The organism is Myxococcus sp. SDU36 (assembly GCF_030168875.1).
GTDB classification, from domain to species: Bacteria; Myxococcota; Myxococcia; order Myxococcales; family Myxococcaceae; genus Myxococcus; species Myxococcus vastator.
In genome coordinates this window covers 3,438,677-3,456,318 of the sequence record NZ_CP077414.1, presented here as the reverse complement: position 1 = coordinate 3,456,318, position 17,642 = coordinate 3,438,677, and the positions used below count along the sequence as shown (strand labels likewise).

Annotated in this window: 8 protein-coding genes; 2 read left to right on the top strand and 6 right to left on the bottom strand. The window is 68.4% G+C overall.

Going from position 1 to position 17,642, the window contains the following annotated elements:
- Positions 1-12: 12 nt before the first annotated feature.
- The 6 genes from tagF to KGD87_RS13380 form a co-directional block, all read right to left on the bottom strand.
- A complete protein-coding gene (gene tagF, locus KGD87_RS13405) occupies positions 13-945 on the bottom strand; it encodes a type VI secretion system-associated protein TagF (RefSeq protein WP_284667821.1) in 933 nt (310 codons plus the stop codon).
- A 1-nt stretch (position 946) separates the two neighbouring features.
- Positions 947-4,639: a type VI secretion system membrane subunit TssM gene (gene tssM / locus KGD87_RS13400; protein WP_284667820.1), complete on the bottom strand. Its 3,693-nt coding sequence runs from the start codon at positions 4,637-4,639 to the stop codon at positions 947-949.
- On the bottom strand, positions 4,639-5,355 hold the full coding sequence (locus tag KGD87_RS13395; RefSeq protein WP_163783874.1) for a DotU family type IV/VI secretion system protein: 717 nt from the start codon (positions 5,353-5,355) through the stop codon (positions 4,639-4,641). Before KGD87_RS13395 ends, tssM begins: the two co-directional genes overlap by 1 nt.
- A 15-nt stretch (positions 5,356-5,370) precedes the next feature.
- Positions 5,371-6,738, bottom strand: coding sequence for a type VI secretion system baseplate subunit TssK (gene tssK / locus KGD87_RS13390; RefSeq protein WP_284667819.1), 1,368 nt, complete (start codon positions 6,736-6,738; stop codon positions 5,371-5,373).
- Positions 6,735-7,319, bottom strand: a complete 585-nt coding sequence (gene tssJ / locus KGD87_RS13385) for a type VI secretion system lipoprotein TssJ (RefSeq protein WP_284667818.1) — start codon at positions 7,317-7,319, stop codon at positions 6,735-6,737. Before tssJ ends, tssK begins: the two co-directional genes overlap by 4 nt.
- Before the next feature lie 179 nt (positions 7,320-7,498).
- Positions 7,499-9,763 carry a type VI secretion system tip protein TssI/VgrG gene (locus KGD87_RS13380; protein ID WP_284667817.1) on the bottom strand — a complete coding sequence of 755 codons (2,265 nt, stop codon included), beginning with the start codon at positions 9,761-9,763 and terminating at the stop codon, positions 7,499-7,501.
- A gap of 229 nt (positions 9,764-9,992) precedes the next feature.
- Here KGD87_RS13380 and KGD87_RS13375 point away from each other — a divergent pair, with 229 nt between their 5' ends.
- Positions 9,993-11,840, top strand: a complete 1,848-nt coding sequence (locus KGD87_RS13375) for an OmpA family protein (protein ID WP_284667816.1) — start codon at positions 9,993-9,995, stop codon at positions 11,838-11,840.
- A 27-nt stretch (positions 11,841-11,867) separates the two neighbouring features.
- A complete protein-coding gene (gene agmC / locus KGD87_RS13370) occupies positions 11,868-17,594 on the top strand; it encodes an adventurous gliding motility protein AgmC (RefSeq protein ID WP_284667815.1) in 5,727 nt (1,908 codons plus the stop codon).
- Positions 17,595-17,642: the final 48 nt, after the last annotated feature.

Here is a 17,642-nt window from a genome sequence, read left to right as displayed (position 1 = left end):
CGTGGTGGGACTTCAGCGCGAAAGCGTCTGCAACAGTTGTTCCAGGGTGGTGGACGGCGCGTCGATGACCTGGCGCGCGGAGGCCGTGAGGCCCTTGCGCGCGTTGTCGATGGCGGCGGGGCGCTCGGTGCGCAGCGGCCACACCTGGGCGCCCGGACGGCTGGGCTGGGCCAGCGCGAGGAAGAGGGTTGGGGAGGCCGCTCCCAGGCTGATGAGCAGCCGGGGCTTGTCGCCCTCGGACCAGAAGAAGGCCGGCGGCTGGTGCGTCCACTTGAGCAGCCGCGAGGACAGCTCCAGCCAGGCCACCGGCCCCACGCGCGTGGACAGCGGACAGTCCAGGGTGACGCCGGCCGGTAACTGCTCCTTGCCGCGCTCGCCCGCGCACGCGGTGAGGAAGGTGTGCAGCGCGTAGTAGCGCCCACCTTCCGGCGTGCCCTCCACCACCGGGCCCAGCAGGTCCACGGTGTGGTGGTCCGCCAGCACGGCGTTGAGCAGCCGCTTCGCGAGGCTGTAGTCCCCCGGGCCCGGCAGGGGCAGTGCCGCCACGCGCTCCAGCAGTTGTGGCACCTCCAGCTCCGCGGCGGACCGGGCCAGCGCACCGGCGGCGCGCAGGAAGGGCTGGTACGCCTCCGGGGTCAACGCGAGCCGCGAGGCCGTGTCCGCCGAGGACGCCTCGGTGAAGATGGCCAGGGGGAAGGTCCGGCCCACGCTGTCCTGGCTGGGCGCCATCACCCCCACCAGCGCCTGCTTCTGGCCGGGCGCGGTGAAGACGAAACAGACGGGCTCGGCGGGCAGGTCCACCCGGGCTCTTCGCGAACGCTCCACGCCCGCTTCCATCCAGCCGTAGAGCTGGAGGGCCAGCGGGGTGGCCGCGTTGTGGCGGATGAACTCGGCCTGGCGGGGCGTCTTGCCCAGCAGGCCGATGCGCGGCGACTGCACGGCCATGTCAGTGAACCCCATCCGCCGCGACGGCCGGCGCCGCGCACCCGCCCTTGCGCGCGATGCTCACGGGCGGCTGCAACCCCGGGTCCCGGAAGATGGCCAGCAGCTTGGACGTGTTGCCCGACATCCCGAAGAATGGGTTGGCGGTGCGCTCCGGACGGAAGTCGATGGAGACCAGCGCGCCGTTCATCTCCTCGATTTCCCACGTGGCGGTGAAGTAGCGGCCGTCCGCGCTGGGCTCGATGCGCTTGACGCGCTCCAGCAGGCGGAACAGGCCCCAGTCTCCCTCGGCCTCCAGCGTCGTCTCCGTGGAGCCATCCGCGCTCTGCACGGTGATGCGGGCGCCGAGCTTGCCGGCCTGGCCGGGCCAGATCATCGGCTTCCACACCGTGTCCGGGCCGTTGCGGTACGTCTCATCCGTCCCGTCGAGCGTCAGGGTGATGGACGAAATCTGCGACGCCAGGCCGTCCGCGGAGACGCCCGGGCGCAGGCGCACCTGGAAGCGGACCAGCGGATCCACCGTGTCGCCGCCGGGGAAGAGCGTGGTGGACAGCGCGCCCGTCTTCTCCAGGAAGCCGAGCAGGTCGGGCCGGTACATGACCCCGCCCGACGAGGTGAACTCCCACCGGCGTCCGGTGGCCACCACGTCCTCCAGGAGCTGCTCCTTGACGAACTTGCGCACCAGGCCGCCTTCGGGGCGCAGGAACTCCGCGACCTCGGGCAGCGGTGCGTCCGCCTGCGACGCGCGGTCGAACGGGTACTTCCCCTTGAACGCGCTGCTCCACGCCGTCACCACCTGGTCCTGCCACAGCTTGCTCTTGTTGCAGGCCACGCCCACGAACACCACCGAGCGCATCTCCTGGAACGGCGGCAGCAGCAGCCGCTCGAAGATGGCGACGTTGTCCGTCTGCTTGCGGACCATCATCTCCACGTTGTTGCGGGTGGTCTCAATCTTGTCCAGCAGCAGGCCGGACTCGGCCGGCTTGTCCTTCACCGCCAGCAGCGTCGTCTGGACGGTGGCCAGCTGGTCCTCGTACGAATCCAGCGCCGTCAGGGACTCCTCGCCGTCCTCCGTCTTGGAGGACTCCGTGGCGAAGCGGATGAGCGAGGCGAACTCACGCTCCACGTCGCGGGCGGTGACCTCCTGGGCGCCGGAGGGCGAGTTGGCGTTCAGCAGCTCGCGCTTCTTCGGCGCATCCTCGCCGGACTCCGAGCCGAACAGCTTCCCCGCCTTGGCCAGGAAACCCGTGGCGGCCTCCGCCGCCTGGGTATCGCGCTTGTCGAGCACCACGTTGTAGGTGAGCGCGCGGAACAGCCGCCCGTAGGGCTTGGGCTTGCCGCGCGTCAGGTTCGTCAGCAGGCTCTCCATCTGCGTCAGGTTCTCCGGGGCATGCACGCGGATGGCGCCGAGGAAGTCCCTCCACTCCTGGGTGTAGGCCTCGAAGTAGCGGGTGCGCAGCTCGCGCCGCGAGCTCACCGTGTCCACCTTCTCATCCCGGTCCAACACCCACGACTGCTGGTCCTGGAAGGCCAGGTCCAGCCGCTCGCGGATGACGTCGTCGTAGGCCTTGCGCGTGAAGGCGCCCCGCACGCGCGAGCTGGCGCTCATCTGCGGCACCGAGCCCACGAGCTGCTCCAGCGTCACGTCCGGGTACGCGCCGCTCATGTTGGCCACCAGCTGCGCCAGCTCCAGCCGCACCAGGGGCACGTTGTTGAGCGAGCGGCGCGCCGACTGCACCACGCCGGTGACGCGGCCGAAGGCGATGCGCTGCTCGCGCGCCGGCTTCTGCTCCTCGGGGAGCATCTGCTCGTTGGCGAGCATCAGCAGGAACGTCTCCGCGTGGTTCGCCACGGCCCGCTCGTCCACCGCGTCGCCCCGCACGCGCTTCCAGTGCTTCACGATTTCGTCCTGGAGCCACTTGCGCTGCGTCTCGTCCAGCTCCGGCTCGCGCGGATCCCGCGGCGTGGTCACCAGCAGGTACATCTTCAAGTCGTCGAAGTACTGGCGGTACGCGTCGAAGTGCTTGCTGTAGTCCTCGTCGCTGCGCACCGTCAGCAAGTCTGGGTTCTTCCCGAAGGTGTCCAGGCGCTGCTGGATGAGCTCGAACTGCTTGCCCAGCAGCACCCGGCGCAGCGCCGCGTTGTAGAACTGGCGCGCCTGCGGCAGCAGCTTCTGGCCCTGGTAGAGGCCGAAGCGCATGAACACCGGCGCGCTGCCTTCCTCGTACTCCGTCAGCTCCTGGAGCCGGTTGCGCAGCGGAATCAGGTCCTCGACGCGCCGGATGTCGTCACGCGGGTCCAGGTTCACGTTGGTGATGGCCTCGGTGACGGCCTCCGCCATGTTGCGGTTCTTGAAGAAGGACACCGTGGGCAGCGACAGCAGCAGCACCGTGGCGGCGGAGGCCGCGCTGGCCAGCACCATCCGCTGGCGGCGCACCCGCGCTTCCTCCAGCGAGCTGCGCACCGCCACCTGCTGGTCCTGGAACATCACCTTGGTGAAGACGTCCCAGAGGAAGTAGCTGCGGCCTTCCGTGGCGCCATCCGTCTGCGCCCGGCCGTTGGTGCTGCCGAACATCTCCGCCGCGGACGGGGACACCTTGTCCACCGGGCGCAGGTCTTGCGTGCCGCTGTTGAAGTACAGGCCGCGGAAGACGGGCGTGTCCTGGAACACGTTCTCCAGGAAGAGCGGCTGGAGGAACTCCGCCAGGTTCTTCCGGAGCGCGTCGAACTTCTGCGGGAAGCCGTAGATATTCTCGCGCGTCTCCAGCCGGCGCTCCTGGCCCAGCCGGCGCAGCGAGCGCTGCTCCAGCACGGAGAGCATCTGGTCGAAGCGCTCGCGGAACAGGTCCGTGCTCGCCTCGCGCTGCTGCTCCAGCGGCACGGTGAAGCCCCAGATCTGCCCGCGCTCCACGCGCGACAAGTCGGAGAACATCTCCACGAACCCGGGCAGCAGGTCGCACTTGGTGATCATCACATACACCGGCACCAGCATCTTCAGCCGGGTCGTGATTTCATCCAGGCGCTCGCGGATGGTCTGCCCCATCTCCCCCACGGCCTGCGGGTCCGCGTTCAGCAGCTCGCTGACGCTGATGGCCACGATGAGGCCGTTGATGGGACGGCTGGGGCGGTGCTTGGCCACCGTGTCCAGGAAGGCCAGCCACTCCGGCCGGTCCTCTTCCGCGCTGGTGTAGCGGCCGGCCGTGTCCAGCAGCACGGCCTCGTTGGTCAGCCACCAGTCGCAGTTGCGCGTGCCGCCCACGCCGCGCACACCGCCGCGCGCGGAGAGGTACGGGAACTTCAGCCCGGAGTTGCGCAGCGCGGTGCTCTTGCCGGCGCCTGGAGGCCCGACGATGAGGTACCAGGGCAGCACCGCCAGCGCGTCCTTGCCACCGCGCGCCAGCTTGGAGGCCTTGAGCGCCTCCACCGCCTTGGTGAACTCCGACTGCATCGCCTTGATTTCAGGCTGCAGGTCCGGCCGCACGGTGGTGGCCTGCTCATCCGCCTGCGCCGCCAGCGCGCCCTCCAGCTTCTTGGCCGCGGCGCGCGCGCGGATGCGCTTGACCAGCCACACCACGCCGACGGCCAGCAGGCCCGCGAGCGCGGCGATGATGGCCGCCTGCTGAATGGTGAAGCCCAGGTAGCTGAGCAACGCGAACATCGGCGCGCCGATGCCGAGCAGCGGTAGCAGATACGCCATTACTGCGTCCCTCCCGCCGCCTGCGTCTGGCTGGCGCTCGTCGCCGTGTTGCGGGCCGCGTGGACCTCGATGCGGCTCTTCAGCTCACCCATCTTGTCGTTGAGGAAGAACTGCAGCACGCCGTAGAACAGGACGGCCACCGCGAGCGCTCCGGCGGAGATGCCCACCATCGACGCCTTCTTGCGCTTGGAGAGCAGCGATTCGGTGGGCCGGTCCCCGTGCGGCGACAGCACGTCGAAGTCGAAGGGCCGCGCGCGCTCCAGGTCCTTCTGCACCGTGTCGATGAGCGTCATCAGCTCCAGCTCGCCGCCGCGGATGCGGTAGCGGCCCTGGAAGCCGAAGAGCATGCACAGGTAGTAGACCTGCAGCACCTCGTGCCGGTGCGGGTCCTTGCGCACGGTGTTGAGGCGCGCGAAGAAGCCGTCACCGGCGACGTTCTCGTTGAAGTAGTGGAGCTGCAGGGGCATCCAGAGCTGCCGGTACTCCTCCGGGCGGCCCAGGACGACCTCGTCGATGAGCGCCACCAGCGCGTAGGCCATGTCCTGGGCATCCTGATGGCTGAAGCCCAGCACGGCGGCGCGGCGCAGCGTCTCATCCACCACGCCGCGCAGGCGGTGGTGCAGCGTCTCGGGCGGGGGCACCGCCGACGCTTCGGAGCCGCGCAGCTGGATGGCGGCGTCGAAACAGTCCTTCGTGGCTTCGGTGACTCGGTCCATGGGCGGCTCGGGGCGTCAGCGATTGGCGGTGGGGACCGCGAGCAGTTCCACGGTCGTTCGGCTCGCGTCGAACGGCTGCGGGAGGTAGATGGCGAGGTTGCGGTCCCTCATCACGTTCCTCCAGTAGCCGTCATTCATGGAGAGGCTGAAGTAGACGGTGCCCGGCTGCACGGGGACCTCGGGGGGCGGCCGGTACGTCACCGCCAGCGGCACGCCGGGCGCGGCGGCCTGCACCAGCGCGCGGATGTCCTCCCAGGCGGCCACCTTCGACAGCTTGGGCAGCTGTTCGGCCACCACCCGCTCCGGCAGCTCGCTGCGCACCGCGAGGATGAAGTGGCCGCAGCGCTCCAGCCGGTCGTCCTCCAGCCGGCCGCGGAACATGCCGTCGGCGCCCGCCGTCAGGTCCACCGACAGGCACTGCTCCAGCGCCACCGAGCGCATCAGCTCGGAGAGGCGGCGGAACAGCTCCTCGAAGGTGGCGCGCAGGTTGGTGAACTGGAAGGTAGGCAGCGTGGACGGGTCCGCGCTGACGGAGAAGGTGCACAGCTGCCCCGCGCACTGCGCCAGCGCCAGGTACAAGTCCCGCGGCCGCAGGTTGCCCGCGTCCAGCGCGTGCTGGAGGAAGGGGATGGTGCCGTTGAGCGCGTTGAGCTCCAGGAAGAGCGTCACGTCGCCCGCGGTGAACTCCAGCGCTGACGCGTCCCGGTGCCGCCGCCGCGAGGAGAGCTGCCGCTGCTTGGACACCATCAGCCGCAGCATCGTCCGCAGCTCGTTCATGACGAACGCGGACGCGTCGATGCGCAGGCATGGCGGGATGAAGGACTCCACCAGCGTCAGGTTTCCGGAGCGGTCCCTGGACAGCTCGCACAGCTTGATGGACTCGAAGTCGTCGCGCGGCTCGGTGCCGAACAGCAGCCGCACGTTGCGCTGACCGAAGGCCACCTGCGAGATGGAGGTGGAGGCCGTCAAGTCACTGACGGGGCGGGAGGCGGGCGTGTAGCGCGGGCTGCTGCCCAGCCGCTCCCCGCTGCCGAAGCTCTCCACGCCGCTGCGCTCGCGCGGCACGCCCAGGTACACGTCCAGGGTGCGCTGGGCGGGCGGGAAGTAGCCGTCCGCGGGCCGCGCTGGCGGCGCCTCCGCGTCTCCGGATTCGAAGGAGACGGGCAGCCCGTCGGGGAGGATGCCGGTGAAGTGGGTCAGCTGCACCTGGCCGGCGCGCAGCGCCTCCATGTCGAACTCCAGGGCCACCACGCCCCAGGGATACGGTTCGAGCGAGGCCAGCCGCTGATCCAGCAGTTGCTCGTGGTAGAGGTCCTGCTGCTGGAGGTGGTGGGGGCTCATGAACATGCCCTCCGACCACACGACTCGCTGCACGGACTTCATACACCTCTCCGCGGCGACTCGCCGTCGCCAGCTTGGGGTTGGAGTCGAGGCCCCGGCGCCTGCGTCATGGGCCGGAACATCAGGTCAATCTGATAGCCTTGCAGCCGGTAGCGGAAGACCTCGTCTCCCGGCTTCGGGTCGCCCTGGTCACCCGCGGGGCGCTCCACGCAGCGCGCCTCCTCCACCACGGGGAGCGCCGCCACCGTCCGCCACGAATAGCCCAGCGGCTGCCGGAAGTGCCCCATGGCCAGGACGAAGCGGGCCTTGGGATCACGCTGCACCCAGCGCTTCACCTTGTTGCCGGGCGGAATCACCAGCTCGGCCACCTGGAGCAGGTCCTCCTTGAGGAGCTCCTCCGGCTTGCCCCACAAATCCTTGAAGCCCGCGCGCTCCAGGCGGACGCTGTCCTTGAGCTGGACGATCTGCACCACGGTAGGCAGCGAGCGCCCGCGCGCGTCGGGATTGAGCTGCTCCGACGCATCCACCACCACCTGGAACGGCGGCGGCGTCTCACACGCCTGCGACACGCGCTTCACGCAGCCCGCGCTCCCGCTCAAGGCGGCCGCGAGCGCGATGACCACACCCCACCGAAGGTTCCGGCCGGCACGCTTCACCCGACCGGCGCCTGTGTGTCCTAGCGCCAAGATTCGTATTCCTTGAAAGAACGCACGGGTCCTTACAACTTCCGTGCGAAGCGTAAACTGCCAGACAGGACGGACAGGATTCAAGCCACCCCCAGATGGCGGCTCCCTGCCTGCTCCTAGTTCTCGGAAATCTTGGAGCCCTTGATGATGACGTCGCCTGACGCGTTGACCTCAATCTTGGCGCCCTTGATGACCACGTCCCCGTTCTTCTTCACCTGGAGCGTGGCGGAGCCCACCTTGAGGGTGAACTGCTCCTGGGCAACCAGTGAGATTTCCTTGGCGGACAGCGTGTAGGCGTCCTTGGCGGCGTGGTTCACCTTGCCCGCCACGCTGACGAGCATGTCCTTGTCCACCTTGAGCGTGCGGGACTTCCCCACCTCTTCGGAGAGGTCCCCGCCCACCTGGAGGGTGCGGGCGCCCTTGACTGTCTCGGACTTCTTGGCGCCGACGACCTCCACCTTGGCGCCGCCCACCTGTTCGGACTTGAGGCCGCCCACCAGCTCGTTGAAGGCGGCGCCCACGGTGACGGCGAGCGCCCCGCCCACGTTGAGCATCTTCCCCAGGGCCACCGTCTCCGCGGAGGCCATGGCCACCGTGAGGGCCTGGTTGCCGCTGACGCTGATGGACTGGTCCCCGGCCACCGCCTCGGTGTGGTTGCCGCCCACGGTGGTGGAGCGGTTCTGCGTGACGGCCAGCGTCTGGTTGCCGGTGACGGTGCTGTCGTCGTTCTTCTTCACCAGCAGGGCCTGGTTGCCTTCAATGACGCGGGAGCGGTCCTTGCGCACCAGCAGCGTCTCGTTGCCGCGGACCTCCTGCGTCTTGTCGTTCTCCACGACGATGTTGAAGTCCTTCTGCGCGTGCAGGTAGACGAGCTCGCTGCCGGCCGCGTCCTCGAAGCGCAGCTCGTTGGAGCCCGCGCCGCCGGGGCTGGAGCTGGAGCGCAGCGTGCTCTGCGTCTTGTTGCCGGGCAGGTCGATGGGCGTCGGGTTCGCGCCGTTGTAGACGCTGCCGGTGACGATGGGCCGGTCCGGGTCGCCCTCGAGGAACTCGACGACGACCTCATGGCCGATGCGCGGCAGGTACAGGGCGCCCCAGCCCGGGCCCGCCCAGGCCTGGCTGACGCGAATCCAGCAGCTGCTCTTGTCGTTGTTCTTGCCCTCGCGGTCCCAGTGGAACTGGACCTTGATGCGGCCGTGCTCGTCGGTGTGGATCTCCTCGCCGCTGGGGCCCACGACGATGGCCGTCTGCGCGCCCGGAATCACCGGTCGGGGCGTCACGCGCGGCGGGCGGAAGGGCACCTCCGCGGGCTGGCAGAGGAATTCGTTGCGGTAGTCCTCCCGGCTGCGCAGCGAGCCCTGCTCGATGCTCAGCGCCTCCGACTGGTGGCCCAGGTGCCGCACGGAGACGGGCAGGTACTGGCGGTTGGCGGCTTCGTCCGGATGCTCCGCCAGCTCGAAGGAGTGGCCCACGCAGACGCGGCGGCTGTAGCTGGCGCCCGTCACCGTCTCCGCCCGCGCGCGCAGCTCCTCCAGGCGCACCTTCGCCAGGCTGCGGCCGGGCGCGGGCTCTTCGTAGCGGCCGGGGTAGTCGTAGATTTCGAGCGCGGCCTCGCCGTCCTCCGCCTCGGAGCTGGCGCCCAGGTCCTGGGCGGGGCGCAGGAAGTTGTAGTCGCGCAGGGCCACGGCGCCGGGCTGCACCTCCGTGCGGGAGACCAGCTCGTGGACGTACTCCTGCGAGGCGACCATCTGGCTGCGCTCGCGGAAGACGAGCTTGGACTCGCCCTGCATCGCGGGGTTGGCGGAGGCGCCGTCGCCAATCACCATCATGTGGGCGTCCTCGCCGTGCTCGAAGAAGTAGAAGATGCCTTCTTCCTCCAGGAGGCGGGACACGAAGTCGAGGTCGGACTCGCGGTACTGCACGCAGTAGTCGCGCTTGGGGTACTCGCCGGTGAGCGCCAGCCGGTGCTCCACCTTGGCCTCGTCCAGCACCTTGTGGACGATGTCCGGGACGGTCATCTCCTGGTAGATGCGGCTCTTGCGGCGGTGGCGGAGCGTCCACAGCCGCGGCACCACGGTGGCGCGGTAGCGGCGGCGCTCCGGGCCGCTGCCTTCGTCCCACCGTGACATGCGCGACACGATGCCGTGGAAGAAGCGCGCGGTGCCGTCTCCGAGCATGACGGTGAGCCGCGCGTCCTGGCCCAGGAGCGCCTTCTCATCCACGTCCACGTCCGGCCGGGCGGCCAGCGCCACCTCCACCGCGTAGGGCTGGGACAGCGTCTCCTCGGCTTCAAAGCCCAGGACGGCCAGCTCCCCGGCGGTGAAGGCCCCTGCCTGGAACTCGAACTCAGCCTGGTTGGCTTTCAAGGCGGCGTTCGCGATCATCCACAGACCCCCGGCGCTGGGCCTCGTCCAGAGGAGGAGGCCCGATAGTGGTGCGGCAGCATGCCACGAATTGCGTACCAGCGGGGCCTGACACGAAATTTTCATTGCCGGCGTGCGCTGACGCTGGGGCCATCCCATTCCAGGTCGGACTTCGGTGTAGAGTGGAAAAGGGGGGCTGGCTTGAAACTGCGGGTCTTCCCGGGGTACCCAGACGGCTTCGGGGAGAACCATGAGAAGAAATGAGCTCCTGCACCGCGGGCTCGCGCTGGCACTCGCGCTGACGTCCCTGTCCGCCGGGGGGCAGGAGGGGCCCGTGCTGCGAGGCTTCGACCTGGAGCGCCTGGAGCTGAATCCTGGCGCGGAGGGGTCGCTGCTCGTCGGCATGGGCGAGCTGCTTCCCGCGGGGGCCTTCCGCGCGACGGTGATGATGCATTACGCGCATCAGCCGCTCGTCTACATGGACAACCTCATCCGCGAGCAGCCCGAGGTGGCCGTCGTCTCTGGACGGACCACCGCGCACCTGGCCGCCGCGTACGCCCCGCTGGACTGGCTTCAGGTGGGGCTGCAGGTCCCCATGGTGGCGCTCCAGGGCGGAGACGACGTGGGCATGGGGCGTTATGGCATCGCCGTGCCCGCCAGCCAGGCGCTGTCCACCCCGATAGTGAGTGCGCGCTTCGGCGTGCTGACGCAGACGGACGCGGGGGGCGTGGATTTCGCGGTGGAGCTGGCCGCGGGGCTGCCGCTGGGAAGCCAGGGGGCCTTTACCCGGGATGACGGCGGACTTCGCCTGTCGCCCCGGGTGATGGTGGGGCGGCACTTCGGCTTCATCCGTGCGGGGCTGGAGGCGGGCTACGTGCAGCGCCCGCGCGTGCTGCTGACGGACCGGACGGGCGACACGGAGGATGAAGTGGGGCGCGAGCTGCGGCTGGGCGTGGCGTTGGCCACGACGGGCAAGCGGCTGCGCTGGGAGCTCAACGTCCGGGGCATGTTGCCGATGACGGACCAGCCGACTTCGGTGGAGCTGCTGCCGGGCGCGCGCTACCTGGCGGGCTCTTCGCTGGAGCTGTTCGCGCTGGCGGGCGTGGGCGTGGGCGCGGCGCCCGGCACGCCGCTGTTCCGGCTGATGGTGGGCGGAGCCTTCGGCAACGTGACGCCGCCGCGGGGACCGGGTGAGTCCTCGGTCCGCTGCGAGATGGGGTTGCCACCCGAGGCGAAGATTCAGGAGTGCCCCGACCTGGACGAGGACGGCGACGGCGTGCGCAACGCCGACGACAAGTGTCCGCTGGTGCCGGGCGACGTGGCACGGCAGGGGTGCTCGGCGCAGGACACGGATGGCGACGGCATCGAGGACATGCTGGACGCCTGCCCGCTGGAGCATGGCCCCGCGGCGCGCCAGGGCTGCCCCATCCCGGATCAGGATGGTGACGAGGTCCCCGACGAAATCGACAGCTGCCCCTCGGACCCGGGGCCCGCGGACAACCGGGGCTGCCCGGTGCGGGACACGGACGGCGACGGCATCGACAACGACAAGGACGAGTGCCCGAACGAGGCGGGTCCCCTCGAGCGCAATGGCTGCCCGGAGTCGGACACGGACAAGGATGGCGTGCCCAACCGCGCGGACAGTTGCGTGAACGAGCCGGGGGACGCCAAGAACCTGGGCTGCCCGCTGCACGTGCTGCCGCTGGTGGAGATTCGTCCGGACCGCCTGGTGGTGATGGGCAAGGTCTTCTTCGAGCCGACGCAGGCGCGCATCCAGAAGCGCTCCTTCGAGCTGCTGGACTGGGTGGCGCGCGTCATCCGGGAGCACCCGGAGATTCCGGTCGTCGTGGTGGGCGCGCACACGGATGACCGGGGCTTCCCGGACAGCAACCGCCGCCTGTCGCAGGCGCGTGCCGAGGCCGTGCGCCAGTACCTCATTGGCCGGGAGATTGCTCCCGAACGACTGAAGGCCCTGGGCTATGGCCAGGAGCGCCCCATTGACAGCAACGCGACGTCGAACGGCCGTGAGAACAACCGCCGCGTGGAGTTCCTGCTGGCGGACCCGCAGCAAGACAAGTCCGAGCGCGGCCAGCACTGACGTGCGCCTCCGCGGAGAACCATCTCGATGAGAACGAACGCTCTGACGAAGGCGCTGACGGCGGCGATGGTGCTCTGGGCCCTGCCGGCCCTACCGGGCCCGGATACCTATCTGGTGGGCAATGGGCAGGATGGCGCCCGGAACATCACCAACGTGAATGGTGGCACCGTCATCAACAACTACGCCCAGGTCCTGGAACCGCTGGCGCCGGGGGACACGACCCTCAGAACGTCGCTGGCCACCGACACGTCAACGACACCTGACATCCCAGACTTCAACGGTCCTGAGGGAGGCGGCGACATCCACGGTGACCTGGTGATGATCATCCAGACGACCGGACTGGTCCCCGCGGCGACCGCTGGCAGCGCTGCGCCCATCAACCTCGAGGGAAGCGCGGTCGGGCGGTGGGAACTGGCGCGAATCATCAACGTCGACCGCAGCGTGGAGGATGAGCTCACGCTGACGTTGGACCGGCCCCTGAAGCACTCCTACGCCGTGGAGGTGACCCAGGTTGTTCGCGTGCCGGAGTACACGACGCTGTCGCTCGCTGGGAACGCGGAGGTACGGGCGCGGACGTGGGATCCGGAAACGTATACCGGGGGCGTGCTGGCCTTCCTGGCGACGGGCAATGTGACGCTGGCGAATGGGAGCCGCCTGAGTGCGAAGGGCGCCGGCTTTCGTGGCGGAACGTACGCCCGGGATACGACGGTCGATGGTGATGACGAGCCGCTCAAGGGGTGTCCCGCGAGCGGGCGGCCCGATTCGACGCGGGCGTTGAGCGGCGAGGGCTTGAACGCCGCCACGAATTCGCCGCGCGGGGTGGACAATGTCGCCAACGGCGGCGGCGGTGGCGTCTGCCTGCAAGCAGGGGGCGGCGGTGGTGGCAATGGGGGCGCGGGAGGACGCGGGGGAAGTTCGGAGAGTGTGACAGACGATGGGCGGGGAGCGGCGGCGGGGAAGGGGGGCGCCGCGCTCAACGCCTCGCCTTTGATGCAACTGCTCATGGGGGGCGGCGGAGGCGCGGGTCATGGTCGGAGCGCGTCGCCCACGCCCCATGGTGGTCACGGAGGAGGAATCGTCTTCGTTCGGGCGCAAACCCTGTCAGGGGGCGTGATGGAGGCTTCTGGCAACGTGGGCGTGGCGAGCGACGAAGACGGAGCGGGAGGCGGTGGTGCCGGCGGCACCATCCACGCGCGTTTCCTGCAAGCCACGGCGTGCGGTACGAACAACTTCCTCGATGTCCGAGGCGGCGCTGGTGGGGCCACGACGCATAATGATGGGGAGGTTTTGCGAGGGCCGGGCGGCGGTGGTGGTGGCGGGCGGGTGCTCTTTCAATCCCAGAACACGGCGACGTGTGGGGTCAACACTTCAAGTGGTACCGCGGGGCTCGCCGTCACTGGGAACCGTCATGGCGCGGTGCCGTCCGCCAGCTCGTTTCCTCATACAGGCGTGGTGACCCTCATGGGCACGGAGTTCGTTGCCCCTGCGTCACCGACAATCACCGATCCCGCGGGCGCCATCGTGACGAGGAATCCTCTTCCGACGCTCAGTGGCACCGGCACTGCGAACGCGGAGGTGGTCATCTATGCGCTGAATGGCGGTGTCGTGTCGGGGCTGGAATTCGGACGCGGCGTCGTGGGAGCCAATGCGTCTTTCTCCGTCACGCTTTCCCGGCCGCTGCCGACGGGGCCCACGACGCTCGTGGCCGTAACAGAGGCGCAGGGGCTGCAAGGACCACCGAGCAACTCGCGTGTCTTGACGGTCGATACAGATGCCCCGGATACGTTCTTTGCCGAGGGAGGCGTTCCGGTGACTCCCACCAAGGAAGCCTCAGTGACGTTCACCTTCGCGTCGAACGAGGCGACGGGCATCACCTACCAATGCCAGGTCGTTCCTGGGAGCGGTACGACGGCGCCATCTTCGGGTTGGGCGACCTGCCTCAATCCGTACACGACGCCGAACCCGGATGACACCACCTACACGATCTGGGTCAAGGCCGTGGACGCGGCGCAGAACGAGGACCCGACGCCCGCCCGGTATACATGGCTCGTGGACCAGGCGCGGCCCGAGACGGCCTTCGCATCAGAAGGTACACCCGGAGCGTTCTCCAACCTTGTCAATCCGGTGTTCAGGTTTACCTCCGAGGCGAATGCCACGTTCGAATGCATTCTGGTTTCCCCTGGCTCGGAGACGGTTCCCGAGGAGACGGACGCCCGGTGGGCCGCGTGCACGAATCCCTATGTCGCGCCTGCGCGGACGCACGAAAGCACTAACACGCTTTGGGTTCGTGCGAAGGACCTGGCGGCCAATGTGGACGACACACCCGCCAGTCATCCCTGGACGGTGGACCTCGTGGACCCAGGCACGGACCTCGTGGAGCCCCTTCCCGCGCCGGTGAACAATCTGGGGTCGGTGAGCTTCACCTTCAGTTCGAACGAGTCGAACGTCGACTTCGAGTGCAGCCTGAACAATGGGCCCTTCGACGCCTGCCCGAGCGGAGGCAACTTCGCGACGCCGGACCTGGAAGCCTCCTTCTCGCTGCTGGTGAGGGCCAGGGACCGCGCAGGCAACGTGGACAAGACGCCCGCTCGGTTCGCGTGGAGGACGGACAAGTCCCGCCCGGACACGGAGTTGCAGACGACGATAGGCGGCTTGAGCGGCGCGCATGCGGGCTTCGACTTCAACTCGCCTGACGCGGACGTCGTGGGTTTCGAGTGCATCCTTTTGTCGTCCATGTCGGCCCCGGAGCCGGACGAAGAGGATGATGACTGGGCGTCCTGCGCGGCGTCGTACCTGACGCCTGCGTTGACGAACAGCACCTACCGGCTGTGGGTGCGGGCGGTGGATGCGGCGGGGAACGTGGACGACACGCCGGCGAGTCACGGCTGGGAAGCGGACGTGACTCCACCGAACACGAACTTCATGGGGCCCTTGCCAGCGCCGGTGAACAACCTGGCGTCGGTGATCATCGCGTTCAATTCGAACGAGTCGAACGTCGACTTCGAGTGCAGCCTGAACAATGAGCCCTTCGCCGAATGCACGAGTGGGAGCAGCATCGCGACGCCGGGGGTCGATGCGGAGTTCCGGTTCCTGGTGAGAGCCAAGGACCGCGCAGGCAACGTGGACCCGACGCCCGCCGCCTATGCGTGGAGGACGGACAAGTCCCGCCCGGACACGGAGTTGCAGACGACGATAGGCGGCTTGAGCGGCGCGCATGCGGGCTTCGACTTCAACTCGCCTGACGCGGACGTCGTGGGTTTCGAGTGCATCCTCTTGTCGCCCATGTCGGCCCCGGAGCCGGACGAAGAGGATGATGACTGGGCGTCCTGCGCGGCGTCGTACCTGACGCCTGAGTTGACGAACAGCACCTACCGGCTGTGGGTGCGGGCGGTGGATGCGGCGGGGAACGTGGACGACACGCCGGCGAGTCACGGCTGGGAAGCGGACGTGACTCCACCGAACACGAACTTCATGGGGCCCTTGCCAGCGCCGGTGAACAACCTGGCGTCGGTGATCATCGCGTTCAATTCGAACGAGTCGAACGTCGACTTCGAGTGCAGCCTGAACAATGAGCCCTTCGACGAATGCACGAGTGGAAGCAGCATCGCGACGCCGGGGGTCAATGCGGAGTTCCGTTTCCTGGTGAGAGCCAAGGACCGCGCAGGCAACGTGGACCCGACGCCCGCCGCCCATGCGTGGAGGACGGACAAGTCCCGCCCGGACACGCAGGTCGCGGCTCTGGTCGATGCGCTGAGCAACGTGCGCCACGCCCGGTTCAATCTGAGTTCGACCGACGGGGACGTGGTGGGCTTCCAGTGCATCCTGGTGGGCTTGTCGTCGACCACGCCGCCCGACGAAGGCGATGACGACTGGGAGGCCTGCGCGGCGTCGTACCTGACGCCCGAACTGACCACCAGCGCGTACACGCTCTGGGCGAGAGCCGTTGACGCCGCGGGGAACGTGGATGCTTCGCCCGCACGGCACGAATGGACGGTTGACCTGTTGTCTCCAGACACGAGGATTACGGCCAAGCCGGTGGCGCTGACGCGCGAGCAGACGGCGGTGTTCGAGTTCGATTCGCTCGACCCAGATACCGTGGGCTTTGAATGCAGCTACGACGGAACCCCATTCTCGCCGTGTGAGAGCCCCTACACCCTTCCGAATGAGGACATTTCGATCATCACGGAGGGTGAGCACACCATGCTCATCCGGGCCGTCGACGCGGCCGGGAACCGGGATGAGACCCCCTCCAACCACAATTGGCGAGTGGTGGTGGCGGAAGTGGAGACCGAGATTGTGGACGGGCCCACGACGGTGACACGGCAGACCACCGCGTCGTTCGCGTTCACCTCCAACCTGTCCAACGTGATTTATGCGTGCCAACTGGACAGTGAGCCGCGGGAGGATGACTGCGCGACGTCCGCCGACCCCACCAAGACGTATACCGACCTCTCCGAAGGGGCCCACACCCTGAGGGTGTGGGCTCGAGAAGGCGCGCGAGAGGACCCGTCGCCCGAGATATTCGACTGGACCATCGACCAGACGGGGCCGGTGGCTCCCGTCGTTACCAGTCCGTCGGCGAACGGGGCCTACGTCAACATCCGGCGGCCCACCATCGCGGGACAAGCCCCCGAGAGCGGGACCATCATCATCCGCATCAACGGCGACATCGTGGGGACGCTAGCGGGGGTGGTGTCGACGGTGGGGTGGACGTTCACCCGCCCGGTGGACATGGCGGATGGGACCTACGAGCTGGCTGTTTCGTTGACGGACGAAGTGGGCAATGCGGGGGCGCAGACCTTCCGGACGTTCACGCTCGACGCGACGAAGCCGGAGACGCAGCTGACCGTGATGCCGCCCACCCTGACGAATCAGCCGCGGGCGGTGTTTCAGTTCGAATCAAATGAGGAAGGCTCGACGTTCGAGTGCAGCCTGAATGGCGGTACCTTCGCGGCGTGTACTGGCGCCAACTCCCATGAAGTCACGGTGGGAGATGCAACTCACACGTTCGTCGTTCGCGCGAAGGACCGCGCTGGCAACGTCGCGGACGTACAGGGATCGCACACGTGGCGAGTGGACTCGCTGGCCCCGGTTACAAACATTGTCGAATTCCCCGCAGCGGACACGAACGTGCCGCAGGCGGTCTTCCGATTCGAATCCGATGAGGCGCCCGTCACTTTCCAGTGCAGCATCGACGGCGCGGCGTTCGACAACTGTCCCTCTGCGTACACCTGGGATGGCGTGCCCGAAGGCGAGCACCGCATCGAGGTTCGTGCTCACGATGAGGCGGGCAACGTGGATGCTACGCCCGCAGTGCATGTCTGGCGTCTGGACATGACGCCCCCCGCTGCGCCGGTGGTGAGTTCGCCCGCGCCCGATGCGGTGGTGGGCTCGCTCACGCCGACGTTCCAGGGGACGGCCGAGCCTGGGACTGAAGTGCTGCTCTTTATCGACGGGCTCGACTTCGGCAGTGTCCGTGTCGAGCCCTCTGGGCAGTGGCGCCTGACGTTGACCCGGGCCATCAGCGAGGGGGACCACACCGTCAGTGCCCGCACCCAGGATGCCGCGGGGAACATCGGCGAGCGCTCTGGCGAGAGCGCCTTCAAGGTAGACCCCTCCATCAACATTGTTCGGGAGGTCAGCTCTCGTGGTGGTGGCTTGAGCTGTGCCGCGGGCGGGCAGGGGAGTGCACCCCTGATGCTCCTGGGGTGGGGCGCCCTGGTGCTGATGGCTGCCCGGAGGCGACGCGTGTGAGCGAGCGGACGAGGCAGCTCCCGCTCTGAAAGGAGGGCACGTCGTCTG